The organism is Bradyrhizobium sp. HKCCYLRH3073 (assembly GCF_051167995.1).
Lineage (GTDB): Bacteria > Pseudomonadota > Alphaproteobacteria > Rhizobiales > Xanthobacteraceae > Bradyrhizobium.
In genome coordinates this window covers 242477-267557 of the sequence record NZ_JBNPUD010000001.1, presented here as the reverse complement: position 1 = coordinate 267557, position 25081 = coordinate 242477, and the positions used below count along the sequence as shown (strand labels likewise).

Genomic DNA, 25081 nt, shown 5'->3' with positions numbered 1-25081 from the left:
CCTCAATCCCTCGAGACGGCGCTTTCACGCCTCCTCAGGATGAGGATCTAGCCCCTCATGGTGAGGAGCGCGGCGTCGCCGCGCGTCTCGAACCATGAGGCCATCATGCCATCAGAACGTCAGCGCCGACACGATGCGCACTCTCTGCGCGGGGTCGATCTTCTGCACGCCGAGCGCCACGACCTTCTCACCCTCGTCGACGCCCGAGGTGACCAGCACGTCCTTGCTGTCATAGGCCTTCACCTTCACCGGCTTCAGCGTCACCTCGCCCTTGTCGTTGACCACATAGAGCGACGGATCGCGGCCCTCGCTGAACAGCGCCGACAGCGGCAGCCGCGCGACGCGGGTGGTGGCGGGATCGGCGAGCGTCAAGGTCGCGGTCATGCCGAGCGAGACGGCCTCGCCGGCGTCCGGCAGCGAGAACTTGGCGAGATAGGTGCGCGTGGCGGGATCGGCGGCCGGCGCGATCTCGCGCAGCTTGGCCGCATATTTCTTGTCGGCGTTCGACCACAGCGTGACGTAGGCGCTGCCGGTCTTGGCGCGTTCGAGCAGCGTCTCCGGGATCGCGACCACCGCCTCCTTCTCGGCGAAGCGCGCGACACGGATCGCGGCCTGGCCGGCGGCAACCACCACGCCCGGCTCGATCATGCTCGCGGTGACCACGCCGCGCGCATCCGCAACCAGCGTCGCGTAGGACAGCGAGTTGCGGGTCAGTTCGACCGAGCGTTCGGCACGGTTGAGCCGTGCCCTCGCCTCGTCGGCGGACGCCCTGGCCTGGTCCATCTGGGCATCCGTGGTCCAGCCCTTGGCCCGCAGCTCCTTGGCGCGGGTCTCGGCGGCGGACGCCTGCGCCAGCACGCCGGTGGCAGCGCGGAATTCGGCTTCAGCCTGCTCGGCCTGGAGCTTCAGGTCGACCTCGTCGAGCGTGGCCAGCGGCTGGCCGACATCGACAGTCTGGCCGACCTCGACCAGGCGCTTGGCGACCTTGCCGGCGACGCGGAAGCCGATATCGGCCTCGATGCGCGGCCGGATGGTGCCGACGAAGCTGCGCTCCGGCGTCTCGGCCTCGTAATGCACGGGCGCGACCAACACCGGCCTGATCGGTTCGGCCTTCTGGGCGACGGTTTCATTGCACCCGGCCAGGGCGACGGCCATGGTGGCCAGCGCAAGACCGGTCAACAGCTTGGAATAGCTCGCGAAAATCAGGCGGATCAACATGGGGCACCCTCGCTGCAGTTGCGAGCAAGTGTCGAATGTCGAGTGACGATTGTCAATATTCGTCAGTGATCATGACTTCGTGAACATCTGGACACGTTGCCGCAGGTGCTCAGTCCATCGGCAGGCAGCCTGTCGGGGACTCCCGTCATTCCGGGGCGACCGCGCCAGCGGTCGAACCCGGAATCCCGAGGTGGTTGGCACGATCCTCATCATCTCGAGATTCCGGGTTCGGTCGCTGCGCGACCGCCCCGGAATGACGTGGCTGATGCAGCCTCTCAACGAACGTCCGCACGGCCGCCGCGGATCGCACCCGCCTCACCCCGCGGAGCGCACGTGCCCTTGCTGGGGCAACGACAACAAAGAGCCCGGTCGAGACCGGGCCCTTCGTCGCACTCAGCCGATGGGCGGTTTCAGGTCTGCAATCGTCAGCCGATTGTGCGGTCGCTATTCCGCCGCCGCCTGGCCTGCGAATTCGACCTTGCTCTCATGGCCGCCGAAGAACACCAGCAGCCCGGCGATCAGCGGCAGCACCGACAATGCGAGCAGGCCATGGGTGGTGGAGCCGGTGGTGTCCTTGATCCAGCCGACCAGATAGGGGCCGCCGAAACCGGCGAGATTGCCGATCGAGTTGATCAGCGCGATGGCGCCGGCGGCGGCCGTGCCCGACAGCCACGCCGTGGGCAAGGTCCAGAACACGCCGAACACGCAGAACACGCCGATCGCGGCAACCGTCAGCGCGACCATGGTGAGCGTGGGATCGCCGATCATGCTCGATGCCGCCAGCGCCACCGCGATCAGGATCAGTGGCGCACCGACGTGCACGACGCGCTCGCGCGTCGCATCCGAATGCCGCGCCCACAGGATCATCGCCACGGTGCCGAACGCATAGGGAATCGCGGTGACGAAGCCGGTCTGCACATTGGTCAGTCCGAACGCCTTGACGATCTGCGGCAGCCAGAACTGCATGCCGTAGAGCGCGCCGACGAAGCCGAAATAGATCAGGCTGAGCACGATCACCTTGGGCGACGACAGCGCCTCGCCGAGCGTCATGTGTCCGGCGGCCTGCTTCGCCGCCGTCTCGGCCTCGAGCCTTGCCGCGAGCCAGGCCTTCTGCTCCGCCGACAGCCAGGTTGCATGTTCGGGCCGGTCGGTCAGGTAGAACCAGGTGACCACGCCGAGGATGACCGAGGGGATGCCCTCGATGATGAACAGCCACTGCCAGCCCTGCAGTCCCATCAAGCCGTGCATGCCGAGCAGCAGGCCCGACACAGGCGCGCCGATCACGGTCGAAATCGGCACGGCAACCGCGAAGGCGGCGAGGAAGCGCGCGCGATACTGCGCGGGATACCAGTAAGTGAGATAGAGGATGATGCCCGGGAAGAATCCGGCCTCGGCGACGCCGAGCAGGAAGCGCAGCGTGTAGAAGCTCCACGGGCCCGAGACCAGCGCCATCAGCGCCGAGATGATGCCCCAGGTCACCATGATGCGCGCGATCCAGCGGCTGGCGCCGAACTTCTCCAGCGCCAGATTGCTCGGCACCTCGAAGATGAAATAGCCAATGAAGAAGATGCCGGCGCCCCAGGCGAACACCAGCGGCGAGAACTTCAGCTCGGCGTTCATGGTCAGCGCGGCGAAGCCGAGATTGACGCGATCCAGATACGAGAAGAAATAGGCCAGCACCAGGAACGGGATCAGCCGCCAGGAGATGGCGCGGATGGTCGCGGCCTCGATGTCGGAGCGGCCAGGCGCGGCCGGGGTGGTGGCGGACGGACTCATCGATCTCCTCCCGGGAGCATTGCAGACATTGGTAGTTGATGGGCGGTGTTGAGCATCGGTCGTGGCAAGTCAATCGGAAAACCTGAAACCCCACAGCCCGTCGGCGCATCGCGGGGGCGCGGCACGCGCATGACGCTCTCGTCACCCGGGATGCTCGCCCGCGCTGACAGGCGCCGCCGCGCAGCACGAGCGCTCGCGACGGCGCTGATCGTGATCGCGCTCGGGCTCGGCCTGCGTTTCCACGGTCCCGGCCTCGGCCTTCCCGCCTTGATCGTCAAGTATGGCGGCTCCGTGCTCTGGGCGACGATGGTCTATATGCTGCTCGTCGCGCTGCTGCCGCGAATGGCGGTGGGGCAGATCGCCGGCCTCGCGCTCGCCATCGCCGCCATCGTCGAAGCCTTCAGGCTGATCCACACGCCCTGGCTCGACAGCTTTCGCCTGACGCTGGCGGGCGCGCTGCTGCTCGGCCGCATCTTCTCACTGTGGAACATTGCCGCCTATGTGGTCGGCATCCTCATCGGCGTCTGGATCGACCGGATCGCGATGCGGCCTGCTTCGGCATAGGTTTGCCGACGGCAAGCTGCGACATCGCGCGAGAGCTCAGCTCGGCGCGGTACCGATGCGGCTGAAGAAGGCGTCCAGCTCCTCGGCCAGAACGGCAGGCTGCTCTTCCGGAATGTAGTGGCCGCACGAGGAGATGGTGATGCCCTCCACTTGATCAGCGACCTCCCTGAGCGGCGCGGCCATGTCCACGATCGATCCCTGGTCGGCGTCGACGGCCAGCACCGGCGGCTTCAGCCTGCCCCGGGCTTTCAGCTCGCGATTCTGGAGCGCGGACAGTGCGGCGGCACGATAATAGGCGAGCCCGGCGCGCAAGCCGCCGGCCTTGGTCAGCACCCGGGCGTATTCGTCGAGATCGCTTTCGGAGAAGGCTTGGGGATTGGCACCTTTCCGCCGCAGGAACCAGGCGAGATAGTCGCGTTCGCGGCCATGGATCAGCATCTCCGGGAGATCCGCGACGGCGTGGAACGCGAAGTGCCAGGTGCGCCACGCGCGGTCTGGCGCGAACGGCAACGCCTCGGGCAAGGTGACGCCGGGAATTCCTGCATCGAGCAGGGCCAGGCTGCGCACCTCGGCTTCGAACAAGGCCGCATAGGGATAGGCCACCCACGCGCCGATATCGTGCCCCACCAGATGATAACTGGTGAGGCCGAGTTGCTGCAGCAGGCGATGCACCGCCGTCGCCAGGGCCTGCGTGTCGTAGCCGTCGGCCGGCCGGTCCAAGTCACCCTGCCCTGGGACATCGACGGCAATGACCCGATACCGCGACCCGAGCAGCGGCATGACCTTGCGCCAGGCAAACCAGCTTTCGGGAAAGCCGGCGAGCAGCACCACGACATCGCCAGCCGGCGGGCCACCGCTGACATAGTGCAGCCGGACGCCGTCGACGGTTTCGAAGCGATGGGTGAATCCCGGCAGCGACGGCTCGGCGCGACTGAACGGCTCCGCCGCGACCAGCCGCGGTGGAGTTTTGGCAGGGATGGCGTTCATCAACTCGGGCATTGATCACTCTCCTATTTTAGAACAAACGTTTCCTATTTCGGCACGACATCATGCGAGCAACGCCGCGGCCTGATTTGCGACGCTCATCATCTCGCTCCTTGCACGCCCCGTCTTGCCAACCACCCGCAGCCCTTGGATCACGCAGAAGAGAGCGCCCGCGACGGCGTCCGGGTCGAGCGCCGGCCGGATCGATCCGTCGGCCTGTCCCAACTTGATCAGATCGCGCAACAAGGTCTCGACCCGGCGCAACGCCCCCCGGACCTTGGCGGCAGCCTCCGCATCCAGGGTAGCGAGCTCGGTCGCGCTGGTGACGACGAGGCAGCCGCGCCGGCCTTCGCTATCGCTGGCGGATTCCGCGTAGAACTGCAGCAAGGCCTCGAGCTTGTCGCGTCCGCTGTGGTGCGAATCGAGGCAGTCGCGAAGCTGCCGGTCGCGGCGCGCGATGTAGTGATCGAGCGTCGCCAGAAAGATCGCGTGCTTGTCCGCGAAGGCCTTGTAGAGGCTTCCGGTGGTGAGCTTCATGGCAGCGCGCAATTCGGCCAGCGACGCGCCGTGGTAGCCGCGCTCGCTGAAGACCACCAGGGCCCTGTTCAGTGCAGTGTCCATATCGAACTCGCGCGGCCGACCGGGGCCGCGGCGCTCGGATGAATTCGTTCGTGACCGCGTCATTCCTTCTTTTAGGAAACATTCGTTTCCAAATCAAGAGCACGACGGGACTCTCCGGCGCAGCGGTCAGTCTCCAAGTTGAAAGCGCTGGAACCGGTGCAACTCGTCCTCGATCTGCCGCTTCAGCGCCTTGCGCGGCTCGCCACGCGCGGCCTTGCCGTGGCCGACCCAGCTCCATTTCTGCATCAGGAGCTTGCCGTTCTGGCGGTCGGTCTTGAGGTCGAGCGCGGCGACGATCTCGTCCCCGACCAGGACGGGCAGCGCGAAATAGCCGAACAGGCGCTTGTCCTTCGGGACATAGGCCTCGAAGCGATGATCGTAGTCGAAGATCGCCTGCGTCCGCTTGCGCTGGATGATCAGCGGATCGAACGGCGACAGGATGTGCACGCGCGCCGGATCGATTTCAACCGGCTCGTCCAACGCTGCTGGCGTCGCCCAGTGCTCCTGCTTGCCGGCGCCGTCCAGCGCCACCGGCACAAGCGTGCCGCGCCTGACCCTGGCATCGATCACCCGGCGCACCGCGGCCTTGCTGGGGGCATTGAGATGGCAGAGCGAATCGAGGCTGACGACGCCTTGCGCGCGCAAGCCGCGGTCGAGCAGATAGGCCGCGATCTCGCGATCGCTGGCGCCCTTCGGCAGCCGTTCCCAGCCGAAATGCCGGGTGGTGAGGTCGTAGGTCTTGAGCATGCCGTCGCGGCCCGACACCGTCAGCACGCCCTCGTAGAAGCCGAGCTGCAGCGCGCGCTTCGACGGCTTGCGGCTGGCCCAGGCGTGGTCCTTCTCGCGCAGCACGTCGTCGTCGATGTCGCGGATCGTCAGCGCGCCGCCTTGGCGGATCAGCCGCATGACCTTGCGCGTATCCTCCGGCTTCACGGTGGTGAGCCAGCGATGGCCCTCGCGGCGATGGCGGCGCATCGCCGGAACGAAGTAGCGGAAGTCCTGCACCGGAATATAGGACAGCGCGTGGGTCCAATATTCGAACACGGTCTTGTCTGCGCTCTGCGCCTGCCTGAGATCGGCGCGGCGATAGGCGGGAATGCGGCTGAACAGGATGTGGTGGTGGCAGCGCTCGATCACGTTGATGGTGTCGATCTGCACATAGCCGAGATGGGCGATGGCGGCGGCGACCGCCTCCGGGCCCGCGCCGAACGGTGCCTCGGCATCGAGGCGCTGCGCGCGCAGCCAGATGCGGCGCGCCTGCGGCTTGGAGAGCGGGATGGGCGTGGAAACGGCGGGCATGCCGCGCAATGGTGCGAGATTCGCCCCCGCTCCCGCAACGGCGAATCAGGCCGACGGGAACCCCTTGCGGAACCTCAAGGCTTGGACTTGTCCGGAATGCTGCCGGTGGCGATCTCGGCCTTGCAGCTGGCGCGGCCGGGATCGGGCGCACGGCATTTGTAGATGCGGCCGGTCAGGCGGTCGACCAGCCAGGCCGTATCCTCGGAGGGACTTTCCAGGCCGACATAGCGGTTGCCGACGGCCGTGAACAGCGTCGACAGCAGGATCGATGCGGCAATGATCCCTGCTCCAATCAGCGTCGACATGGAACCGGACGATCCCGCCTGATCCTGGCTGCTCGCCCGATGGGACTGATAGTCGCGCCTGTGCGATGGGTTGAACACGGCTCTGCTTTTCTGTTCGCGTTTCTTGACTACGAATCCACTCGCCGTTCGCGTCCCTTAGGTTTGCGATTTTTTCCTGGCGAGCGCTATCCGGTAGAACCGCATCTGGCCGATTTGTTGTTCGCGGACCGGCCAGCTGCCGATCGCTTTGCGGCAGCGCGCGGCGCGTCCCGCGGACCGCTCGCTTCGCCCCTCGACGGCCGCCCGGCCCGACAACGTGACGTCGATCACATTGGACGCTTTGAACCCGTTCTATCGTTCACGCATCCAATGGCCATAGGGCATGACGACCCGAGGATAACGACGATGACCCCATATTTTGGACGTTTTGCAGTTCAGGCGGCGGCGTTCTCCGCGATGCTGGCGATCGGCGCAGGCACCGCTCTCGCCGGCGAGGCCGTGTCGGCCGACAAGATCCTCAACGCGCTGAAGCCGAAGGCCGTGACGCGCGGCATCTCGATCGGACCGCAGGCGAACCCGCAGGCCGACACGGCGACGCAGGCGAAGCAAGCGGCCTTCATCGACAGCATGCGCAACCGCAAGACCCGCTCGCTGTCGCTCGGCGAGCGCGAACTGATCGCCGAGATCGCGGCGACCAAGCCCAAGATCGATCTCGAGATCCAGTTCGACTACAATTCGGCCGACATCAGCAAGGCCTCGATGCCGGCCGTGCAGGAGCTTGGCAAGGCGCTGTCCGATCCGAACCTGAAGGGCTCGACCTTCGTGGTCGCCGGCCATACCGACGGCATCGGCAGCGACGGCTTCAACCAGGATCTCTCGGAGCGCCGCGCCGACACCATCAAGCGCTATCTGGTCGAGAAGTTCGCCCTCCCCGGCCAGGACCTCGTCACGGTCGGCTACGGCAAGACCAAGCTCAAGGACGCGGCCAACCCGGCCGATCCGCTCAACCGGCGGGTCCAGGTCGTCAACATGGACACCAAAACCGCGGCGAAGTGAGCGCTCCGCCGCGCATCGCCCCGCCTGCTTACGGTCCCTGGCGGGCGGGGCGCTTTTTGTCCGCGTTCAGATCCAGCTCTGGAACAGCATCAGCCGGGTGAAGGTCTGCATCGTCGTGCCGATGAAGGCGGCGCTGATCGGCAGCATCGCGACGAAGCCGAGGATCGCGACGGCGACATAGCTCACCAGCACCCAGCGCGGCCAGCGTCGCAGCGCATGGACGAGCGCGAGGCTCGCCAGCGTCGCCGACGGCAGGTAGTAGTAGATGAAGCTTAGCGCGCGCGGCAGCAGCGCCCAGGGCAGATAGCAGCCGAGATAGAACGCCAGGATAAGGAACGCCGTCGCGCTGCGCGTCGCGATGAAATCCCGGGCGCAGATCGCGAGCGCGGCCAGCGCCGGCCACAGCACCAGCGGATTGCCGAGCAGCACCACGGCGGCGATGTCGGTGTCACCATTCTTGTCGAACAGGAACCAGACCGGACGGACCAGCAGCGGCCAGGTCGGCCACGCGCTCATATAGGTGTGGCCGGCGATCGCCGTGGTGACGCTGTCGGCGAAGATGCGCCGCTGCGCCTCGAAGATGCCCATGACGGACAGGCCGTGCAGCGGGACGAAGGTCGCGAGATAGCAGACAGTAGGCATCGCGACGAGGCACAGCACGATCTGCAGCCAGCTCAGTTGCGGCCATTGCTCGGGCCGATACCAGTCGGTCGGCTCGCCATCGCCGAACGAGGTCTGCCAATGCTGCAACAGCTTGATGAGACCGACGATGAGAAGCGCCGTCAAGAGCGGAAACAGCCCGCTCCATTTGCAGGCGATCGCAAGGCCGAACAGCGCCCCCGCCAGCGCGAACACGACCTGCGGCCGGCGCTGCCTGAACGAAAACAGGAACGCCGCGATCCCGAGCAGGCTGAAGGCGAGCGCGCCGATGTCGAGCATCGCGATGCGCGCCTGGACGAACAGCATCTGGTTGAAGGCCGCGAGCAGCGCCGCCGCGATGGCGGGCCATTGCGCCGCGAACAGCGCCAGGCCGCACAGATAGATCGCGGCGACGGCGAGCCCGCCGAGCACGGTACCGGGATAGCGCCATGCGAAGGCATTGTCGCCGAACGTCCTGATCGACAGCGCGATCAGCTCCTTGGCGAGCGGCGGATGCATCGGGTTGAGCTGCGGCGTCGCCGGCCCCAGTCCCAGCATCTGCCGCGCCGCCGGCACGTAATGCACCTCGTCGAAGACGAATTTCGGCGGAGAAGCGAGCCCGATCATCAGCACGACGTGCGCGATCGCGAAGATCAGCAACGCCGTCATCACGCCGCGGCGGACCGACAGAGCGCCATCCTGCGCAACCTCGCCGTCATCTTCGTCGTCATCCCGGCGAGCAGCAGATACCTTCATGGGCCTCCGCGTTGAACTGATCCCACGGTGACGGCAACTAACCACCGAACGGTCATCGAGGCAAACTTGTGCCCATTTTACAACAACCCCGCGCGCCGTCTTCGGCTAGATTGAGCAGGGAACGACCTTCGGTGTGGATATGAGCCTGCGTCGCCGAACCTGTGTCGCTGCGATCTCGGCCGCCGCCCTGCTGGGCGTCGCGGGCGGCGCGAGCGCCGACGGCCGCATCGGCGAAGCCGTGCTGGTGCAGAAGGACGTGCTGCGCGTTGCAGGCGCGTCGAGCAGCCCGATCAATGTCGGCGACGGCGTCGTGCGCAACGAGACCGTGCGCACCGGCAATGACAGCGCCGCGCGGCTCGTCATGATCGACAGCACCAATCTCTCGCTCGGCGCCAACGCCACCCTGACGCTCGACCGCACCGTCTTCAACGACGAGACCAGCTATCGCGACATCGCGATCCGGCTCGGCACCGGCGCGTTCCGCTTCGTCACCGGCCATTCCGAGAAGACCGCCTACAAGATCAACACGCCACTCGCGACCATCGGCGTGCGCGGCACCATCCTCGACATCCGCTCGCAGCGCGGCCAGACCATGGTCGTGCTGCAGGAAGGCGCTTCGCGGGTCTGCACCCTCACCTTCCAATGCCTCGAGCTGACCCAGCCCGGCGACACGGCCATCATCACCGCAACCGGCAACGGCAGGAGCACGATCAAGAAGACCAGCAATCCGTCCTGGAGCTTTGCGGCGAGCTGCGCGTCGACATCGGGCCTCTGCACGGTCACCGATCTCGCCAGCAATGCGCCGCCGCAGGATTTCACCGGCATCCTGTGCGGGCGATGACGATGAGGACGCGACGCGGTCAGCTTGCTCTCCTGATGACGGCCATCGCCGGCGGGCTGCTCGCGCTCGCCCTGCAAGCCGCGCCGGCCGCCGCGCAGAGCAATTGCGGGGTGGACAACTTCGCGGCGGCGCCGTGCCCGACCCCGTCGCCGTCTCCGACCTCCTCGCCCACCGCGACGCCGACGCCGTCGGCCACGCCGACGTCGACCGCCAGTCCGACGCCGACGCCCTCGCCCTCGAGCACGCCGACCCCGTCGCCGTCGCCCACCGGCGCGGGAAACAGCGCCAACGCGATCAACGGCCTCGCCGACCAGCGCTTCAACCAGATGATCACCAACCGCGTGCTCGGGCTGGTGCTGCTCGGCGTCAACGAGCAGGTCAACTGCAGCGACTGCGTCAGCGCGTTCGGCTCGGCCGGCTCGTTCTCGGCGGGCATCCATGGCCGCAAGCAGCTCACCAGCAATCTGGCGCTGCTCGCCGGCCTCGCCTACACGCACTACGACGAGAACGGCTATCACGTGACGTCTGCGCCGATCGGCGCCTTTGCGCTGCGCTACGACTTCGCCGACTGGGGCTCGTCGCGGCCGTTCTTCGACGTCGGCACGATCCTGACGCCCTATGAGCGCGTGCGCTACGGCCGCAGCTATGCGACGAGCCTCGGCAACGTCACGGTGGACGGCACCACCACGGCATCGAACTACGCGGTCTATGGCCGCGCCGGCTGGATCAGCCGGTTCTCGCCGCGCGACGAGCTCGCGGCCTCGGTCGAGCTGTGGCAATTGTGGCAGCACGTCGCCGGCTATCGCGATCCCACGGTAGCCTTCAACCCGTTCGACGCGACGATCGCCGGCGGCACCGACCGCACCAGCCTGGTCAAGGTCGGCGGCCAGTGGACCCACCTGTTCGGCACGAGCATCGAGGCCAACATCAATGGCGGCTACGTCCAGTCGTTCGCGACCAGCTCCGGCATCGTCGCCACCGTCACCGGCAACGGCACGGTGACGCCGACCATGGGCAACCAGGGCTGGTTCGAATATGGCGGCCGGCTCGGCTTCCGCCTGCCGCAGGGCTGGATCGCCGACCTGTTCGTCAACGGCACGCTCGGCCCGCAGCCGGTCGGCAACACCATCCACGGCGGCATCGGCCTGCGCGTCCATTACTAGCGGGCCGCCCCGGCGCAGCGGATCACCCTGCTCCGCCAAATTTTCATGATCGGCCTGCGCCCGCGTCGCCTTGACCCGCGCCCGGCGGCGGACCTATGGAATGATGATCGTCATTTCAATGCAACGGCTCGCCAGGCGCGCGGAGATCCGATGGACGTTTCCACCCAGGCGACCAGCGAGGCCCGGCGTAGCGGCACGGCAGCTCCGGAGGCGCCAACGCCGCTTGTCACGCCGGCCCCGGCTCCGTCGCGCGCCAAGGCCGAATCGGTCCGCACGGCATTGCTCTCCGGCCCGGTGCTGCCGACGCTGTTCCGGCTGGCGCTGCCGACCATGACGGTGCTGGTGGCGCAGACCGCGGTCAACGTCGCCGAGGCCTACTACGTCGGCTTCCTCGGCACTGATGCGCTGGCCGGCGTCGCGCTGGTGTTCCCGATCTTCATGCTGATGACGATGATGTCCAATGGCGGCATCGGCAGCGGCGTCTCCTCGGCGGTGGCGCGCGCCGTCGGCGCCGGGCACAACGCCGATGCCGATGCCATCGCGTTCCATGCGATCGTGCTGGCGGTGATCGCCGGCGGCCTGTTCACGCTCGCGACCGCCCTGCTCGGCCCGGCCCTGTACCATGCGCTCGGCGGACGCGCAGGCGCGCTGGAGGCGGCGCTGCGCTACTCCAACTATCTGTTCGCCGGCGCCATCCCGGTGTGGATCGTCAACCTGCAGGCGGCGGCGCTGCGCGGCGCCGGCAATGTGCGGGTGCCGGCGCTGGTCACCCTGGTCGGCGCGCTGGTCATGATCCCCGCCTCGCCGCTGCTGATCTTCGGCCTCGGCCCGCTGCCGGGGCTCGGCATTGCCGGCGCGGGCATCGCCTTCGGCCTGTATTACTGCGGCGCCATGCTGGTGCTGGTGCGCTATATGGCCTCCGGCCGCTCCAGCCTGCATGTACGCGTTGCGCCGCTGCAGGCCCGGCTGTTCGCCGACATCCTGAGGGTCGGACTGCCGACCGCGCTGAACGCGGTCATGGTCAATCTCACCGTCATCCTGGTGACCGCGCTCGCCGGCCGCTTCGGCACCTCCGAGCTCGCCGCCTACGGCATCGCCTCGCGGCTCGACTACATCATGATCCCGATCCTGTTCGGACTGTGCACGGCCACCCTGACCATGGTCGGCATCAATGTCGGCGCCGGACAGCGCGGCCGTGCGCGCCGCATCGCCTGGATCAGCGCCCTGGCGGGCGCGGCGCTGGTCGGGACCATCGGCGTGATCGTGGCGCTGCATCCGCCGCTCTGGCTCGGCCTGTTCAGCCGCGACGCCGAGGTTGTGCGCGAGGGCGCGACCTATCTGCGCACCGTAGCGCCGGCCTACGCCGCGCTCGGCTTCGGCTTCGTGCTGGCTTTTGCCGGCCAAGGCGCGGGGCACGTGCTGTGGCCGTTCGTCGGCTCCGCCCTGCGCGTGCTGATCGCGGCGGGCGGCGGCTATGTCGCTATCGTCATGCTCGGCGGCGGCATGGCCTCGCTCGCCGCGATGGTCACGCTGTCGCTCGTCGCCTACGCACTCGTTTGCTGCCTCGTTCTCTCGCCCCGGATCTGGCGCTCGCGCGCTTAGCGGACACTAACCGGCAAGAGCAATTCAAACGACCTGCAACTCACAAGCGGCCACCGCCGAATACAAGCAATTCGCGCGGCTACTACCAGTGAGTGGTGCGAACAAGCACCTCTCGATGATCCGGCAAATACACTGATAACCTTCGGCTTCCGCAACGACGTCGCAGGGTTCCTTTACGGAACCGGATTCAGCATGCGGTAATGTCTGGCCGCCACTTCCTTGCAGCACGGGCTCGCATCCGCCGGCGTCGAGCCTCGGACAGCCATCAGCAGGAAGCGTTGCACATGACCGTATCGATTTCGTCGAAGACACTTCGCGATCTGGCATGGAGATTTGGCCGCGCGAAGGACGGCCAGATCAGCATGATCTTCGCCATCACCATCATCCCCATCCTGGTGTCGGTCGGCGCCGCCGTCGATTTCGCCAAGTCCAGCGACACCAAGGCGCAACTCCAGAAGTCGGTCGATGCCGCGGTCCTCGCCGGCGTGACCCAGGCCAGCGCGCAGCAGGTCTCGACCGCGAGCGCGGTGTTCTCGGGCAGCTTCAAGGGCCGGTTCGGCACCGGCACGTCGGCGACCTTCACGCCCAACGGCGACGGCTCGCTGTCGGGCACCGCGACGACCACGGTGAAGACCTCGTTCCTCAATGTCATGGGCACGACGTCGCTCGGCGTGACGGCGTCCGCTACGGCGAAAGCCGGTGCGCAGGCCAGGTCGCCGGTCTGCATCCTGCTGGTCAGCACCATCAACGCGCAATCGTTGCTGGTGAATTCCGGCGCCCAGCTCAATGCGCCGAGCTGCGAGGTTCACGTGCTGTCGACGCAGAGCCCGGCGGCGATGTTCAACGCCACGCTCAACGTCAAGCGCATCTGCATCAAGGGCACCAACATCACCAAGAACGGCGGCGTCACCCCGCCGGCCGAGACCGGCTGCGCCGCGATCGCCGATCCCTTCGCCGGCAAGCTGCCCGTCGTCACGGTGGGCGCGTGCACCACCAACAACAAGGTCTATGATCCCGGCTCGGTCACGCTCAGCCCCGGCGTGTATTGCGGCGCGACCAATTTCAACGGCTCCGGCACGCTGACGCTCAATCCCGGCCTTTACATCATCAAGGGCGGCGCGATGACCTTCAACTCGGGGTGGACGGTGACGGGCAGCGGCGTCACCTTCTACCTCGTCGACCAGAACGCGACGCTCACCTTCAACGGCAACGTCAATGCGACGCTGTCGGCGCCGACCAGCGGCACCTACGCCAACATCCTGATGTACGAGCCGTCAGGCCTGTCGACGACGAACCTGCCGATCAACGGCACCAGCAGCTCGTCCTACACCGGCCTGATGTACCTGCCGAGCCGCAACGTCACCATCAACTCGGTCTCGACCATGAGCAGCAACAGCGTCACGATGGTGTTCAACACGCTGATCCTCAACCAGACCAACTGGGCGATCGCGCCCGGCGCGCTGTCGATGTCGGCGACCAGCGGCCCGGCCGGCACGGCGTTTTTGTCGAAGTAGCTTGCTGCATATGAGGCACGCTCCAGCCGCAATGACGGTGCGCCCCCTCTCCCCGTTCTTCACGGGGAGAGGGGTGGGGTGAGTGGCAGCCGCACGAGCGGTTTGAGTCCATAGCCTCCACCCGTCTCACCTGAATCACAGAGATTCGGATCACATCACGAACGTCCTCACGCCAAGAAAGAACGGACCTAACAACTAAGACTTCTTGTGTGGCTGCCCCTCACCCCGACCCTCTCCCCGTAAGAACGGGGAGAGGGAGCGCACCAGTCGTTGTTCTTGCAGCGTTGTTCTTGCAGCGTCGCTCCTGCAACATCGCTCAAGCGGATCGGTTTCCCGGCGATTCTAAAGCACACCGAACCTGCTCTGCTCTCCTTGAGGCCGACGCCTCCCCCGCGCGTCCACCGCCCGCGGCAAGATCCCACGTCATCACGCCTCTCACATCTTTGTCACCCACTCTCCCTTGACACCCAGCGCGACTTGAGATGACGTTATGTTATAACATAACGATTGAGGCCGCATGCCCGTTCGCCGGCACCGACCCCTTCCCCTGAAGAGGCTGTTCGATCTCGATGCGCAAACTCCCCGTCACGGTCTTGTCCGGCTTCCTCGGGGCTGGGAAGACCACTTTGCTGAACCACGTCCTGAACAACCGCCAGGGTCTGAAGGTGGCGGTGATCGTCAACGACATGAGCGAGGTGAACATCGATGCGGACCTCGTTCGCGATGGCGGTGCCAATCTGTCACGGACGGATGAGCAACTGGTCGAGATGACCAATGGCTGCATCTGCTGCACCCTGCGCGACGACCTGCTGAAGGAAGTCCGCACGCTGGCCGAGAGCGGTCGTTTCGACTATCTCGTGATCGAGGCCACCGGCATTTCAGAGCCGCTGCCGGTGGCGGCGACCTTCGACTTCCGCGACGAGCATGGCATGAGCCTGTCGGATGTCGCGCGCCTCGACACGATGGTGACGGTGGTCGACGCGGTCAACCTGCTCAAGGACTATTCGTCGTCCGACTTCCTGACTGACCGCGGCGACCAGTTCGACGGCGATCGGCGCGCGCTGGTCGATCTGCTGGTGAGCAGATCGAGTTCGCCGACGTGATCGTGCTCAACAAGGTCGACGATGCCAGCGGCGATCAGCGCGACGCCGCGCGCAAGATCATTCGCGCGCTCAATCCGGACGCCGACATCATCGAGACCAACCAGGGCCGTGTGCCGCTGGAGCGCGTGCTTGCGACCGGGCGCTTCGACTTCGACCGCGCCCAGCAGCACCCGCTCTGGTACAGCGAGCTCTACGGCTTCGCCGACCATGCGCCGGAGACCGAGGCCTATGGCGTGACGAGCTTCGTCTACCGCGCCCGGCGGCCGTTCATTCCGGCCCGCTTCGACCGGTTCCTGCGCGAATCCTGGCCGGGCGTGATCCGCGCCAAGGGCCATTTCTGGCTGGCGACCCGGCCGCAATGGCTCGGAGAGATCAGCCAGGCCGGCGCCATCGTCCGCACCAGCGCGCTCGGCTTCTGGTGGGCTGCGGTGCCGCAGAAATTGTGGCCCGAGGACCTCGACTGGCGCACGCGCATGCTCGGGCGCTGGGACGAGGTCTATGGCGACCGCCGCCAGGAGATCGTGTTCATCGGCAGCAACATGGATGAGGCGGGCCTGAGCGCGCGGCTCGACGCCTGCCTGCTGCCGGGGAAGCCTGCGATAGATGTCGCCGCATGGGCGCGGCTGTCGGATCCGTTTCCGGTCTGGCGCCGCGCCGACGAGGCGGCCTGATCGGCATTCATCCGAACTGCGGCTCGAGACAACGAACCGCGAGACACACGCGCGACAGTCGCCCCTGCTTCGCGTGTGAGAGGGAGGGCGGTATAGCCACTCCCTGCCCGGCGGAGCCGTCGCGAGACGGCTCCGCCATTTCCTTGATGGCTACGGCTTCGACTCGGCGGGATCGCGGTGCACCGGATCGATCCACAGCACCGTCTCCGGCTTCTCGACCGGCTCGATGTCGATGTTGATCGCGACCGCCTCGCCGTCGCTGCGCACCAGCACGCATTCCAGCACTTCGTCCGGGCTGGCGTTGATCTCCTGGTGCGGCACATAGGGCGGCACGAAGATGAAGTCGCCGGGGCCGGCCTCCGCGGTGAATTGCAGCCGATCGCCCCAGCGCATCCGCGCCTTGCCCTTGACGACGTAGATCACGCTTTCGAGATGGCCGTGATGATGCGCGCCGGTCTTGGCGTCCGGCCGGATCGTGACGGTGCCGGCCCACAATTTCTGCGCGCCGACGCGCGCGAAGTTGATCGCGGCCTTGCGGTCCATGCCCGGTGTCGACGGCACGTTGCCATCGAGCTGATGACCCGGAATGACGCGGACGCCGTCGTGCTTCCAGCGCTCGTCGCCGTGATCGTGGGAATGGCCGTGCGCGTGATCGTGAGAGCCTGACATGATTTTCTTCTCGGGATTTCGTCGGTTCGAGGGAACCGACAGTTCTTAGCCGAAATACCGCAACGAAGCTATTCGCAGTTCCGCGCGAACATTTCTGCATTGGGTGCGTTGGGTCGGTGGAGTTCACACGAACAACGGAGGACGAAATCATGGGTGCCACCACCGACAAGATCAAGGGCGTCGCCAACGAGGCGATCGGCAAGGCCAAGCAGGGCATCGGCGAAGCCACCGGCAACGACCGTCTGCAGGGCGAAGGCGCGATCCAGGAAGTGAAGGGCAAGGGCCAGCAGGCGCTGGGCGATGCCAAGCAGGCGACCAAGGACGCGGTGAACACCGCCGCCGGCGCTGCGAACAAGAACCTCTGAGCAGGATCGGCGCGGTCGCTGAGGTCGCGCGATGACGATCTCCAGAAACTAACAAGACCGGCCCCTCGCGGGCCGGTCTTCGCGCCGTTGTTAGTTGACGACGAATAGCAACTATCGGCGTCCCAACCGGCGCCTATGAATGCGCCCTCTCCCCTTGTGGGAGAGGGCATGCAGGACAGTCCCCACAAGCTTCGTCGGGTGAGGGGTATCTCTCCCCGAGCATCGCTCGCCGAAGAATACCCCTCACCCTATAGCGTTCGCGGATGGGCCGGTGATGTCCTCTCCCACCCTGGCGAAGCTCAGCTTCGCCTTGGGGGAGAGGACGCTGTATCGCACAGCACGCTTGCTGACCGAACCGCCGTCACTCGCCCAGACCTACTTCACGCCCAGCAGTTCGACGTCGAACATCAAGGTCGCGTTCGGCGGAATCACGCCGCCTGCACCGCGTGCGCCATAGCCGAGCTCGGGCGGAATGATCAGCGTGCGCTTGCCGCCGACCTTCATGGTGGCGACGCCCTCGTCCCAGCCGGCGATCACGCGCTTCATGCCGATCGGGAATTCGAACGGCTCGTTGCGATCCACAGACGAGTCGAATTTCTTGCCCTTCTGGCCGTTCTCATAGAGCCAGCCCGTATAATGCATCACGCAGGTCTGACCGCGCGTCGGCGTCGCGCCGGTGCCTTCCTTGGTGTCGATGATCTGCAGTCCGGAGGGAGTGGTCATGGTCTTTCCTGTCGGTTGGGCGGAACTGGTCTGTGCCGAGACCGCGCGGGAGCCCAGCACGCCACCGGCCGCGGCCGATGCCGCCATCATCAGCGCAACTCTTCTGTTCATCGGACGCCGCATGCTCCAGACCGCCTCTGCTCGTTCACGGGAGCCGCGGTTTAGCCCAAGCGGGAGCGGCTGACCAGCCCGGCATCTGCTTCCGAAAAAAATAATCCTATTGCCAATAATCGGAAATCATGATTATCTCCGCGCATCCCGCCTCACCGCAGAGGGGCGTAGCGCGCGATCGTCACGACACGCGAGGCGGGGTGCGATGGCCGCGAGAGATCGCAGCATTCTCTTCGACGAGGATGCGGACGAACGATATCTTGCGGACGTGAAGTCGCAGCGTCCTGACACCCCGACGCTGGTGTCACCCGCGCGATGTGCAAGCATCGTCGCGGCATGGTGGCCAACAAGCCCGGCGCACCAGGGAGACTGCGTATAAGCGTGAAGACCGTCGCGCAGGGAATGCCGGAGTGTTCGGCTTTGCCTGTGGTACCTGCCGCCTGCATTTTTTTCGCAGGCGGGCCATGGGTGAGGCCTTCACCCGGCATTCCCTGCGCCCTCTGCATGATTGCGAGGGACGACCAAGTGCAGACCTCGGGCGAGTCTCGCCGCGAGATCACGTCCTCATGTCTTCAACTCGATGGCTGTTTGAATTGTAAATCCGCCAAACCCACCGCTGTCGTCCCGGACAAGCCGTGACGCGCGCCAGCGCGTCGCGGCTCCGATCCGGGACCCTTGCGCCGCAGCAGACGTGATGGGCAAAAAGCCAATTGCCAGCCTGCCTCAAACCGCTCCCTGGGGGTATGGGTCCCGGCTCAAGGCCGGGACGACAGCGGAATGTGTGGACACGACAGGGCCCAAGCGCAGTGATGGTGAGATAGTCCGCGAGAACGCGCCCGCCTCAATATCCCAGCGCGCAGCCGTCCTTGCGCGGGTCGGAGCCGCCGGTGAGCGTGCCCTTGTCCCAGTCGATCCAGATCGCCTGGCCGCCGCCGAGCGGCGACACCACCTTGGTGGTCTTGTGGCCGATCTTCTGCAAGCCTTCGACGACATCGGCCGGCACGCCGTCCTCGAGCTGATAGACGCCCTCGTAATGCAGGCCGCGCGCCATATCGATCGCTTCCTGCACGTCGCAGCCATAATCGAGGATGTTGGTCAGCACGTGGGTCTGGCCGACCGGCTGATACTGGCCGCCCATCACGCCGAACGACATCTGGGCGCGGCCGGCCTTGGTGGCGAGCGCCGGGATGATGGTGTGCAGCGGACGCTTGCCCGGACCGATGCAGTTCGGATGACCGGGCTGGATGCGGAAGCCGCCGGCGCGGTTCTGCAGCAGCACGCCGGTCTCGTTGGAGACGATGGCCGAGCCGAACGAATGCGCGATCGAGTTGATGAAGGAGCAGACGTTGCGGTCGCGGTCGACGACGGTGATGTAGACCGTCTCCGGATTCATCGGCGGCGCGACGTTCGGCAGATCGAGCAGCTTGTCGAGGCTGATCTGCGAGATGTACTCGTCGGCGAACTCCTTGGCGAGGATGCTCGCGACCTCGGTGGTCATGTGCGCGGGGTCGCCGATATGCTGCTCGCGCATCATGTAGGCGATGCGCGCGGCCTCGGCCTCGAGGTGGAAGCGCTCGACGCTGAGCGGATCGATCCGCGTGAGGTCGAAGCGGGAAAGAATGTTGAGCATCACCAGCATGGTGATGCCCGGGCCGTTCGGCGGGCACTGCCAGACGTCGTGATCCTTGTAGGTGGTGCCGATCGGCGAGGTCACCTCGGTCTGGTGATTGGCGAAGTCCTCCAGGGTGTGCAGGCCGCCGATGCCGCGCAGCGTCTGCACCATGTCCTCGGCGACCGCGCCGGTGTAGAAGCCCTTCGCCCCCTCCTTGGCGATCACGCGCAGCGTCTGCGCCAGCTCCGGCTGGCGGATCACGTCGCCGACCGCCGCCGCCTTGCCGCGCGGCAGGAAGTAGCGCGCGGTGTTGGTGCCGTTCTTGAGCTTCTCGAACTGGTTGTTCCAGTCGAAGGCCACCCGCGGCGCCACCACATAGCCGTCCTCGGCGGCGCGGATCGCCGGCTGCAGCAGCCGGTCGAGGCCGAGCCGGCCATGGTCGTGCAGGATGCGCGCCCAGGCATCGATGGCACCGGGCACGGAGACGGCGTGGGCGGAGGTCAGCGGCACCGAATGGATCTTGCGCTCGAGGTACCAGTCCACGGTCGCGGCGGCAGGCGCCCGGCCCGAGCCGTTATAGGCCATGATCCGGCCCTCGCCCCTGGGCTGGACCAGGGCGAAGCAGTCGCCGCCGATACCGGTCGATTGCGGCTCGATCACTCCGAGCAGGGCGCAGGCTGCCACCGCCGCATCGGCCGCGGTGCCGCCGGCCCGCAGCACCTCGATCCCGGCCAGCGCCGCCTGCGGGTGCGATGTCGCGATCATTCCGTTCTGGGCGTGGACCGTCGACCTGCCGGGGAAATGGAAGCTTCTCATCGTTGCTCGCTGCGTGATCGTGTGGTGGTTGGAATACCAGTGCTGGCCGGCTACATCGCACATTCCTTCCGGGCTCGGCAATGCCCGGGGATACCAGCTTTTCTATGGTCAGCTCTGCTGGTAAACGGCCGCATGCCCCTCGCCGTCGCCGCCTTCTATCAGTTCGTCGCCCTGCCGGATTTTCGCGACCTGCGTGCGCCGCTCCACGCCTTTTGCGCCGAACGCGGCATCAAGGGCAGCGTCCTGCTGGCCGAGGAGGGCATCAACGGCACCGTGGCCGGGACCGAGCCGGCAATTGCCGCCCTCGTCGGCGAGTTTCGCGACGGAATGCTGTTCGCCGGCCGGCTGGACAATCTGGAGCTGAAATACTCGCGCGCCACCGCCATGCCGTTCCGGCGCCTCAAGGTGCGGCTGAAGCGGGAGATCGTGACGCTCGGCGATCCCGCCGCCGATCCGACCCGCCAGGTCGGGACCTATGTCAGTCCCGCCGATTGGAACGCGCTGATCGCAGCGCCCGATACCGTCGTGCTCGACACCCGCAATGCGTTCGAGGTGGCGATGGGCACGTTCGAGGGCGCAATCGATCCGGGCCTGCAGAGCTTCGGGCAGTTCAAGGATTTTGCCGCACGCGCGCTCGATCCTGCCAGGCACAAGCGGATCGCGATGTTCTGCACCGGCGGCATCCGCTGCGAGAAGGCGAGCGCGCTGCTGCTGGCGCGCGGCTTTTCCGAGGTCTACCACCTCAAGGGGGGCATCCTGAAATATCTCGAGGAGACCCCGGAATCCGAGAGCCGCTGGCGCGGCGGCTGTTTCGTGTTCGACGAACGGGTGGCGCTCGGTCACGGGCTGCGGGAGCACAGCGAGGCCACGATCAATGCCGTTCCGGGGGGCGCACGCGATGAACAGCTCTGAGCAATCCAACGCGCAGCTCGGCGATCGGATCGACACGCTGGAGATGCGCCTGACGTTTCAGGACGACACGATCGAGACGCTGAACCAGACCATCACCGCGCAGTGGCGCGAGATCGATGCGCTGAAGCGACAGGTCGCCCTGCTGGTGGAGCGGCTCGAGGAGGCGCAAGGCAATACCGAGGGGCCGCGCAATGAGCCGCCGCCGCACTACTGAGCAGGCGGCGATCTCACGCCGGGACGGTCGCCGGCGCCTTGCCGGCGGGCAGGTCGACCACCTCGCCGGCCATGATCAGGCGGTCGCGGCCGGCGTCCTTCGCGGCATAGAGCGCGCGGTCGGCCGCCTCGATCAGCGAGGCCGGGCCGGCGGAGCGTTCGAAACCCGGCCGGCACACCGCACCGCCGATGCTCGCGGTGACGATTCCCGCCGGGTTGTGATCGTGGACGATGCGGGCCTCGTGCAGTGCCCGCCTGATCCGCTCGCCGAGCCTGGCGCAGCCCCCGGCATCGGTGTTCGGCAGCAGGATGGCGAACTCCTCGCCGCCGTAGCGGGCGGCCAGATCCGAGCTGCGCTGCGCCTCGTCGGCGAGAATGCCGGCCACGGTGTGCAAGCACTCGTCGCCGGCCGGATGGCCATAGGCGTCGTTGAAGGCCTTGAAGTGGTCGATGTCGATCATCAGCAGCGCCAGCGAGGTCTTGTCGCGGTAGGCCCTGCCCCACTCCTCCAGCAGCCGCTCGTCGAACCGGCGGCGGTTGGCGAGCCCGGTGAGGCCGTCCTCGATGGCCAGTGTCTCGAGCCGGCCCTGCAGCGTCTTCTGCTGGGTCACGTCGCGGGTGACCGCGACGAAGCCGTCGAGCGCACCATCCGGCTGACGGGTGGCGCGGATCGTGGCCTCGACCCAGATCTCCGACTTGTCGCGGCGGCGCATGCGATAGGTGGCACGGGCTTCGTCGACGGCCCCTCGCCTGAGCTGATCGAGGATCTCCTGCAACTGCGGGCGATCGAGCGGATGCACGCCGGAGAGCGCGCGCTTGCCCAAGAGCTGCGACGGATGCCAGCCCAGCACGCGCATGGTCGAGGGCGAAACGTAGCCGATGCATTCGTCCAGCTCGATCCGCGTCACGATGTCGCTGGAGCCTTCGGCGAGCAGCCGGAAGTTTTCTTCCTTGGCGGCCAGCGCCGCGGCGAGCTGCTGGCGCTGCAGCAACTGCTTCGCGAGGAAGATGCCGATCGCAATGACGAGCGCGACCAGACAGACCAGCACCGTGAGCCGAATGAGCGCATCACGCTTCCATTCGGCCAGGACCTCAGCCTCCGTGCGCGTCACCAGAATGAGGAACGGATAGCGCTGCGCGTGCTGATAGAACCCGATGCGGTCGGACGTTTCGCCGAGCCGCCGGAAATGCAGCGTCCCCGACGCAGGATGATAGGGAATCGCTTCGAGGATGGGGCGCCCAACCGTCTGAGCGTCGGGCTCCGCATTGTCGGCGAGGACGGCCCCATCGCGGCTCATCAGGCTGATCGTGCCCTGACGACCGACCGCAAACTGACGGTAGAACTGAGCAAAATAGGCAACGTCGATGGTTGCCAGCACGACGCCGCCGAACCGGCCATCCGCGTGATTCCAGCGCCGCGACAGGGTAATGACCCACTGGCCGCCAGCCCTGCTCTGCACCGGGCGACCGATCAGCAGCGAACGATCGGCGGAAACCCTGTGGTGCGCGAAGTAGTCGCGATCGGCATTGTTGTAGTTGGTGAGCGTGACGTCCTCGGTGGTCGCGAGCCAGTCGCCGTTTTCGCCATACGCGAAGATGCCGCGGATGCGCCCGAGATTGGGCTTCCTCGCCTTCAGGATCGTCTGCAGTCGGGTGATCGCGCCGGGCTTGCCGTCATCGGTTTCGAGGGCGGCGACGACGCCGCGCAACAGCGAATCCGCAAGCTCGAATGTGTCCTCGACGTGCTGGGTGAGCGAATGAGCGAGATTGCTGAGATCGGTTTCGGCATTTCGCACCTCCGCCTGGCGGGAGGTCCATTCGCCCCAGATGCTGAAAGCGAGAATGGCGACCGACACGAGCGCAAGCACGCCAGCCGCCCACATGGGCAGGCGGCCTCGATCAACTCTGGTCGCACCAACGTCCATTCCGCGGGACTCTCCGGACGCGCCGAGGTTCCCATGGACATCTTATTTAACTCTGAAATGCGGCTGCTCCGAAGGTGTCCTCAGCGGCCCGTAAGACTACGGCTGCTCCCGTACAAATACGGAGCCACACCGAGAAATCCGCGGTCGCAAGCGGCGTCCCGCTTGTTAGTTCAACAGGCGAACACCGATCGCACCTTGTCCCACAACGATGACGCATGCGCCGGATCGTGGTCGACGTCGTCGTCCTTCGCTCGGGTCGTCGAGGGCTGTTGCAGGCTCACCGGATCCGATGCCGGGAACGTATCCATCAGTCCCTTGTCGAGTTGCGTGGCCGTCTCACGATCGAGACGCGCGGCCTCGCGCGGATCGACCGCGTGCTTGTCGTGGGGCGCAGGATTGAATTTCTCAGCCATGGTCAATCTCCCTGTGGAACGACAACGCAGTGGCGAAAGACGTGTTCCGCGAGATGTGGCGGCCGGCGACCGCAATGGCGCTCGTATCTCCCGCCGCTTCCGCGTCGATATCACCTTGGCCGGAACCGCGTGGGCATGTATCACGGACGGTAAACTGTTCCCGAAAGTTGCGGAGCCCGAGCGTGAGTGAGACTGCCGTGAACAAGCCCTTCATCGACGTGCTGGCCGGACGGCGGCAGAGCGTGCCCCCGATCTGGATGATGCGGCAGGCCGGCCGCTATTTGCCGGAGTACCGCGAGGTCCGCGCCAAGGCCGGCGGCTTTCTCGACCTCTGCTTCAATCCCGAACTCGCGGCCGAAGTCACGCTGCAGCCGATCCGGCGCTTCGGCTTCGATGCGGCGATCATCTTTTCCGACATTCTGGTGATCCCGCACGCGCTCGGCCGCAGCGTCCGCTTCGAAATCGGCGAAGGCCCGCGGCTGGACCCGCTCGATACGCCGGACAAGATCGCGACGCTGTCGGCGAAGGCCGATTTGTCGAAGCTGGAAGCGGTGTTCGAGGCGCTGCGCAGGGTGCGGGCCGAGCTGCCGCGGAGCACCGCGCTGATCGGCTTCTGCGGCGCCCCATGGACGGTCGCGACCTACATGGTCGCAGGCCAAGGCACGCCTGATCAGGCGCCAGCGCGGCTGCTCGCCTATCGGCATCCCGATGCGTTCGGCAGAATCATCGATGCGCTGGTCGAAAGCTCGATCGCCTATCTCCTGAAGCAGCTGGAGGCCGGCGCCGACGCGCTGCAGATCTTCGACACCTGGGCCGGCGTGCTGTCGCCGCGCGAGTTCGCGCGCTGGTCCGTCGCGCCGACACGGCGCATCGTCGAGGGCGTCCGCAAGGTACGTCCGGATGCGAAGATCATCGGTTTTCCGCGCGGGGCCGGTGCATTGCTGCCCGGCTATGTCGCCGAAACCGGAATCGATGCCGTCAGCATCGACTGGACCGCGGAGCCGGGCCTCGTGCGCGAAAAGGTGCAGAGCAAGGTCGCGGTGCAGGGCAATCTCGATCCGCTGGCACTGATCACCGGCGGCGCGGCGCTCGACCAGGCGGTCGACGACGTGCTGGCGAGCTATTCCGGCGGCCGCCACATCTTCAACCTCGGCCACGGCATTCTGCCGGAAACCCCGATCGCCCATGTGGAGCAGATGCTGGCGCGGGTCCGCGCCTACAAGGGATGACT

Annotated in this window: 23 protein-coding genes and 1 pseudogene; 11 read left to right on the top strand and 13 right to left on the bottom strand. The window is 66.4% G+C overall.

The annotated features are described in order from the left end of the window. Nucleotides 1-111 precede the first annotated feature (111 nt). Nucleotides 112-1218 (bottom strand): efflux RND transporter periplasmic adaptor subunit, encoded by a 1107-nt coding sequence (locus tag ACQR1X_RS01205; protein ID WP_434898184.1) that lies wholly within the window; start codon nucleotides 1216-1218, stop codon nucleotides 112-114. A gap of 444 nt (nucleotides 1219-1662) precedes the next feature. Then, nucleotides 1663-2994, bottom strand: a complete 1332-nt coding sequence (locus ACQR1X_RS01200) for an MFS transporter (RefSeq protein ID WP_434898183.1) — start codon at nucleotides 2992-2994, stop codon at nucleotides 1663-1665. A gap of 129 nt (nucleotides 2995-3123) precedes the next feature. Between ACQR1X_RS01200 and ACQR1X_RS01195 the strand changes: the two genes are divergently transcribed. Continuing rightward, on the top strand, nucleotides 3124-3558 hold the full coding sequence (locus tag ACQR1X_RS01195) for a DUF2809 domain-containing protein (RefSeq protein ID WP_315802722.1): 435 nt from the start codon (nucleotides 3124-3126) through the stop codon (nucleotides 3556-3558). A gap of 36 nt (nucleotides 3559-3594) precedes the next feature. Here ACQR1X_RS01195 and ACQR1X_RS01190 read toward each other — a convergent pair whose 3' ends face one another. From ACQR1X_RS01190 to ACQR1X_RS01170, 5 genes are all read right to left on the bottom strand, one after another. After that, on the bottom strand, nucleotides 3595-4557 hold the full coding sequence (locus tag ACQR1X_RS01190) for an alpha/beta fold hydrolase (RefSeq protein ID WP_434898182.1): 963 nt from the start codon (nucleotides 4555-4557) through the stop codon (nucleotides 3595-3597). A 48-nt stretch (nucleotides 4558-4605) separates the two neighbouring features. Then, a complete protein-coding gene (locus ACQR1X_RS01185) occupies nucleotides 4606-5163 on the bottom strand; it encodes a TetR/AcrR family transcriptional regulator (protein ID WP_434898181.1) in 558 nt (185 codons plus the stop codon). A 126-nt stretch (nucleotides 5164-5289) separates the two neighbouring features. Continuing rightward, the gene (locus ACQR1X_RS01180; RefSeq protein WP_434898180.1) at nucleotides 5290-6462 is read right to left on the bottom strand and encodes a winged helix-turn-helix domain-containing protein; all 1173 of its coding nucleotides are present in this window, start codon (nucleotides 6460-6462) and stop codon (nucleotides 5290-5292) included. A 74-nt stretch (nucleotides 6463-6536) separates the two neighbouring features. Then, entirely contained in the window at nucleotides 6537-6767 is a 231-nt protein-coding gene (locus tag ACQR1X_RS01175; RefSeq protein ID WP_315802718.1) for a hypothetical protein, read from the bottom strand. Nucleotides 6768-6902: 135 nt separating this feature from the next. Further along, nucleotides 6903-7076: a hypothetical protein gene (locus ACQR1X_RS01170; RefSeq protein ID WP_434898179.1), complete on the bottom strand. Its 174-nt coding sequence runs from the start codon at nucleotides 7074-7076 to the stop codon at nucleotides 6903-6905. Between the two features lie 75 nt (nucleotides 7077-7151). Between ACQR1X_RS01170 and ACQR1X_RS01165 the strand changes: the two genes are divergently transcribed. Next, nucleotides 7152-7802 carry an OmpA family protein gene (locus tag ACQR1X_RS01165; RefSeq protein ID WP_434898178.1) on the top strand — a complete coding sequence of 217 codons (651 nt, stop codon included), beginning with the start codon at nucleotides 7152-7154 and terminating at the stop codon, nucleotides 7800-7802. Nucleotides 7803-7868: 66 nt separating this feature from the next. On the opposite strand, the gene ACQR1X_RS01160 is transcribed toward ACQR1X_RS01165, so the two are convergent. Further along, a complete protein-coding gene (locus ACQR1X_RS01160; RefSeq protein ID WP_316178040.1) occupies nucleotides 7869-9197 on the bottom strand; it encodes a phospholipid carrier-dependent glycosyltransferase in 1329 nt (442 codons plus the stop codon). 139 nt (nucleotides 9198-9336) lie between these two features. Here ACQR1X_RS01160 and ACQR1X_RS01155 point away from each other — a divergent pair, with 139 nt between their 5' ends. From ACQR1X_RS01155 to zigA, 5 genes and pseudogenes are all read left to right on the top strand, one after another. Further along, nucleotides 9337-10038 carry a FecR family protein gene (locus ACQR1X_RS01155; RefSeq protein WP_315802715.1) on the top strand — a complete coding sequence of 234 codons (702 nt, stop codon included), beginning with the start codon at nucleotides 9337-9339 and terminating at the stop codon, nucleotides 10036-10038. Next, on the top strand, nucleotides 10035-11201 hold the full coding sequence (locus ACQR1X_RS01150) for a hypothetical protein (protein WP_434898177.1): 1167 nt from the start codon (nucleotides 10035-10037) through the stop codon (nucleotides 11199-11201). The genes ACQR1X_RS01155 and ACQR1X_RS01150 overlap by 4 nt, the downstream gene beginning before the upstream one ends. Before the next feature lie 150 nt (nucleotides 11202-11351). Next, the gene (locus tag ACQR1X_RS01145; RefSeq protein ID WP_434898176.1) at nucleotides 11352-12803 is read left to right on the top strand and encodes an MATE family efflux transporter; all 1452 of its coding nucleotides are present in this window, start codon (nucleotides 11352-11354) and stop codon (nucleotides 12801-12803) included. Between the two features lie 284 nt (nucleotides 12804-13087). Then, nucleotides 13088-14317, top strand: a complete 1230-nt coding sequence (locus ACQR1X_RS01140; protein ID WP_434887400.1) for a TadE/TadG family type IV pilus assembly protein — start codon at nucleotides 13088-13090, stop codon at nucleotides 14315-14317. 569 nt (nucleotides 14318-14886) lie between these two features. Continuing rightward, nucleotides 14887-16091 (top strand): annotated as a pseudogene (zigA, locus tag ACQR1X_RS01135) (zinc metallochaperone GTPase ZigA). Between the two features lie 150 nt (nucleotides 16092-16241). Here the strand turns inward: zigA and ACQR1X_RS01130 are convergent. Continuing rightward, the gene (locus tag ACQR1X_RS01130) at nucleotides 16242-16760 is read right to left on the bottom strand and encodes a cupin domain-containing protein (protein ID WP_315802710.1); all 519 of its coding nucleotides are present in this window, start codon (nucleotides 16758-16760) and stop codon (nucleotides 16242-16244) included. Nucleotides 16761-16909: 149 nt separating this feature from the next. Between ACQR1X_RS01130 and ACQR1X_RS01125 the strand changes: the two genes are divergently transcribed. Next, entirely contained in the window at nucleotides 16910-17125 is a 216-nt protein-coding gene (locus tag ACQR1X_RS01125) for a CsbD family protein (protein ID WP_316178028.1), read from the top strand. A gap of 375 nt (nucleotides 17126-17500) precedes the next feature. On the opposite strand, the gene ACQR1X_RS01120 is transcribed toward ACQR1X_RS01125, so the two are convergent. Further along, the gene (locus tag ACQR1X_RS01120; RefSeq protein ID WP_316178026.1) at nucleotides 17501-17959 is read right to left on the bottom strand and encodes an FKBP-type peptidyl-prolyl cis-trans isomerase; all 459 of its coding nucleotides are present in this window, start codon (nucleotides 17957-17959) and stop codon (nucleotides 17501-17503) included. Nucleotides 17960-18800: 841 nt separating this feature from the next. Next, complete coding sequence (ggt, locus tag ACQR1X_RS01115; protein WP_315805858.1) at nucleotides 18801-20387, bottom strand: gamma-glutamyltransferase; 1587 nt, start codon at nucleotides 20385-20387, stop codon at nucleotides 18801-18803. A 132-nt stretch (nucleotides 20388-20519) separates the two neighbouring features. On the opposite strand from ggt, the gene ACQR1X_RS01110 reads away from it, so the two are divergent. Both ACQR1X_RS01110 and ACQR1X_RS01105 read left to right on the top strand, forming a co-directional pair. Further along, nucleotides 20520-21299 (top strand): rhodanese-related sulfurtransferase, encoded by a 780-nt coding sequence (locus tag ACQR1X_RS01110; protein WP_434898175.1) that lies wholly within the window; start codon nucleotides 20520-20522, stop codon nucleotides 21297-21299. Then, nucleotides 21286-21513 carry a SlyX family protein gene (locus ACQR1X_RS01105; RefSeq protein ID WP_316218624.1) on the top strand — a complete coding sequence of 76 codons (228 nt, stop codon included), beginning with the start codon at nucleotides 21286-21288 and terminating at the stop codon, nucleotides 21511-21513. Before ACQR1X_RS01110 ends, ACQR1X_RS01105 begins: the two co-directional genes overlap by 14 nt. A gap of 13 nt (nucleotides 21514-21526) precedes the next feature. Here the strand turns inward: ACQR1X_RS01105 and ACQR1X_RS01100 are convergent, their stop codons facing one another. After that, a complete protein-coding gene (locus ACQR1X_RS01100) occupies nucleotides 21527-23437 on the bottom strand; it encodes a diguanylate cyclase (protein WP_434883863.1) in 1911 nt (636 codons plus the stop codon). 170 nt (nucleotides 23438-23607) lie between these two features. Next, nucleotides 23608-23850 (bottom strand): hypothetical protein, encoded by a 243-nt coding sequence (locus tag ACQR1X_RS01095; protein ID WP_434898174.1) that lies wholly within the window; start codon nucleotides 23848-23850, stop codon nucleotides 23608-23610. Nucleotides 23851-24047: 197 nt separating this feature from the next. Between ACQR1X_RS01095 and hemE the strand changes: the two genes are divergently transcribed. Beyond that, entirely contained in the window at nucleotides 24048-25079 is a 1032-nt protein-coding gene (hemE, locus tag ACQR1X_RS01090; protein WP_410051925.1) for a uroporphyrinogen decarboxylase, read from the top strand. Nucleotides 25080-25081: the final 2 nt, after the last annotated feature.

Coding starts and splice junctions, on each gene's coding strand:
- ACQR1X_RS01185 (WP_434898181.1), bottom strand. CDS start 5,163: ATGGACACTGCACTGAACAGGGCCCTGGTGGTCTTCAGCGAGCGCGGC.
- ACQR1X_RS01190 (WP_434898182.1), bottom strand. CDS start 4,557: ATGCCCGAGTTGATGAACGCCATCCCTGCCAAAACTCCACCGCGGCTG.
- ACQR1X_RS01175 (WP_315802718.1), bottom strand. CDS start 6,767: ATGTCGACGCTGATTGGAGCAGGGATCATTGCCGCATCGATCCTGCTG.
- ACQR1X_RS01155 (WP_315802715.1), top strand. CDS start 9,337: ATGAGCCTGCGTCGCCGAACCTGTGTCGCTGCGATCTCGGCCGCCGCC.
- ACQR1X_RS01095 (WP_434898174.1), bottom strand. CDS start 23,850: ATGGCTGAGAAATTCAATCCTGCGCCCCACGACAAGCACGCGGTCGAT.
- ACQR1X_RS01110 (WP_434898175.1), top strand. CDS start 20,520: ATGCCCCTCGCCGTCGCCGCCTTCTATCAGTTCGTCGCCCTGCCGGAT.
- ACQR1X_RS01120 (WP_316178026.1), bottom strand. CDS start 17,959: ATGAACAGAAGAGTTGCGCTGATGATGGCGGCATCGGCCGCGGCCGGT.
- ACQR1X_RS01100 (WP_434883863.1), bottom strand. CDS start 23,437: ATGGACGTTGGTGCGACCAGAGTTGATCGAGGCCGCCTGCCCATGTGG.
- ACQR1X_RS01140 (WP_434887400.1), top strand. CDS start 13,088: ATGACCGTATCGATTTCGTCGAAGACACTTCGCGATCTGGCATGGAGA.
- ACQR1X_RS01180 (WP_434898180.1), bottom strand. CDS start 6,462: ATGCCCGCCGTTTCCACGCCCATCCCGCTCTCCAAGCCGCAGGCGCGC.
- ACQR1X_RS01195 (WP_315802722.1), top strand. CDS start 3,124: ATGACGCTCTCGTCACCCGGGATGCTCGCCCGCGCTGACAGGCGCCGC.
- ggt (WP_315805858.1), bottom strand. CDS start 20,387: ATGAGAAGCTTCCATTTCCCCGGCAGGTCGACGGTCCACGCCCAGAAC.
- ACQR1X_RS01105 (WP_316218624.1), top strand. CDS start 21,286: ATGAACAGCTCTGAGCAATCCAACGCGCAGCTCGGCGATCGGATCGAC.
- ACQR1X_RS01200 (WP_434898183.1), bottom strand. CDS start 2,994: ATGAGTCCGTCCGCCACCACCCCGGCCGCGCCTGGCCGCTCCGACATC.
- ACQR1X_RS01160 (WP_316178040.1), bottom strand. CDS start 9,197: ATGAAGGTATCTGCTGCTCGCCGGGATGACGACGAAGATGACGGCGAG.
- ACQR1X_RS01145 (WP_434898176.1), top strand. CDS start 11,352: ATGGACGTTTCCACCCAGGCGACCAGCGAGGCCCGGCGTAGCGGCACG.
- ACQR1X_RS01130 (WP_315802710.1), bottom strand. CDS start 16,760: ATGTCAGGCTCTCACGATCACGCGCACGGCCATTCCCACGATCACGGC.
- ACQR1X_RS01205 (WP_434898184.1), bottom strand. CDS start 1,218: ATGTTGATCCGCCTGATTTTCGCGAGCTATTCCAAGCTGTTGACCGGT.
- ACQR1X_RS01125 (WP_316178028.1), top strand. CDS start 16,910: ATGGGTGCCACCACCGACAAGATCAAGGGCGTCGCCAACGAGGCGATC.
- ACQR1X_RS01150 (WP_434898177.1), top strand. CDS start 10,035: ATGACGATGAGGACGCGACGCGGTCAGCTTGCTCTCCTGATGACGGCC.
- ACQR1X_RS01165 (WP_434898178.1), top strand. CDS start 7,152: ATGACCCCATATTTTGGACGTTTTGCAGTTCAGGCGGCGGCGTTCTCC.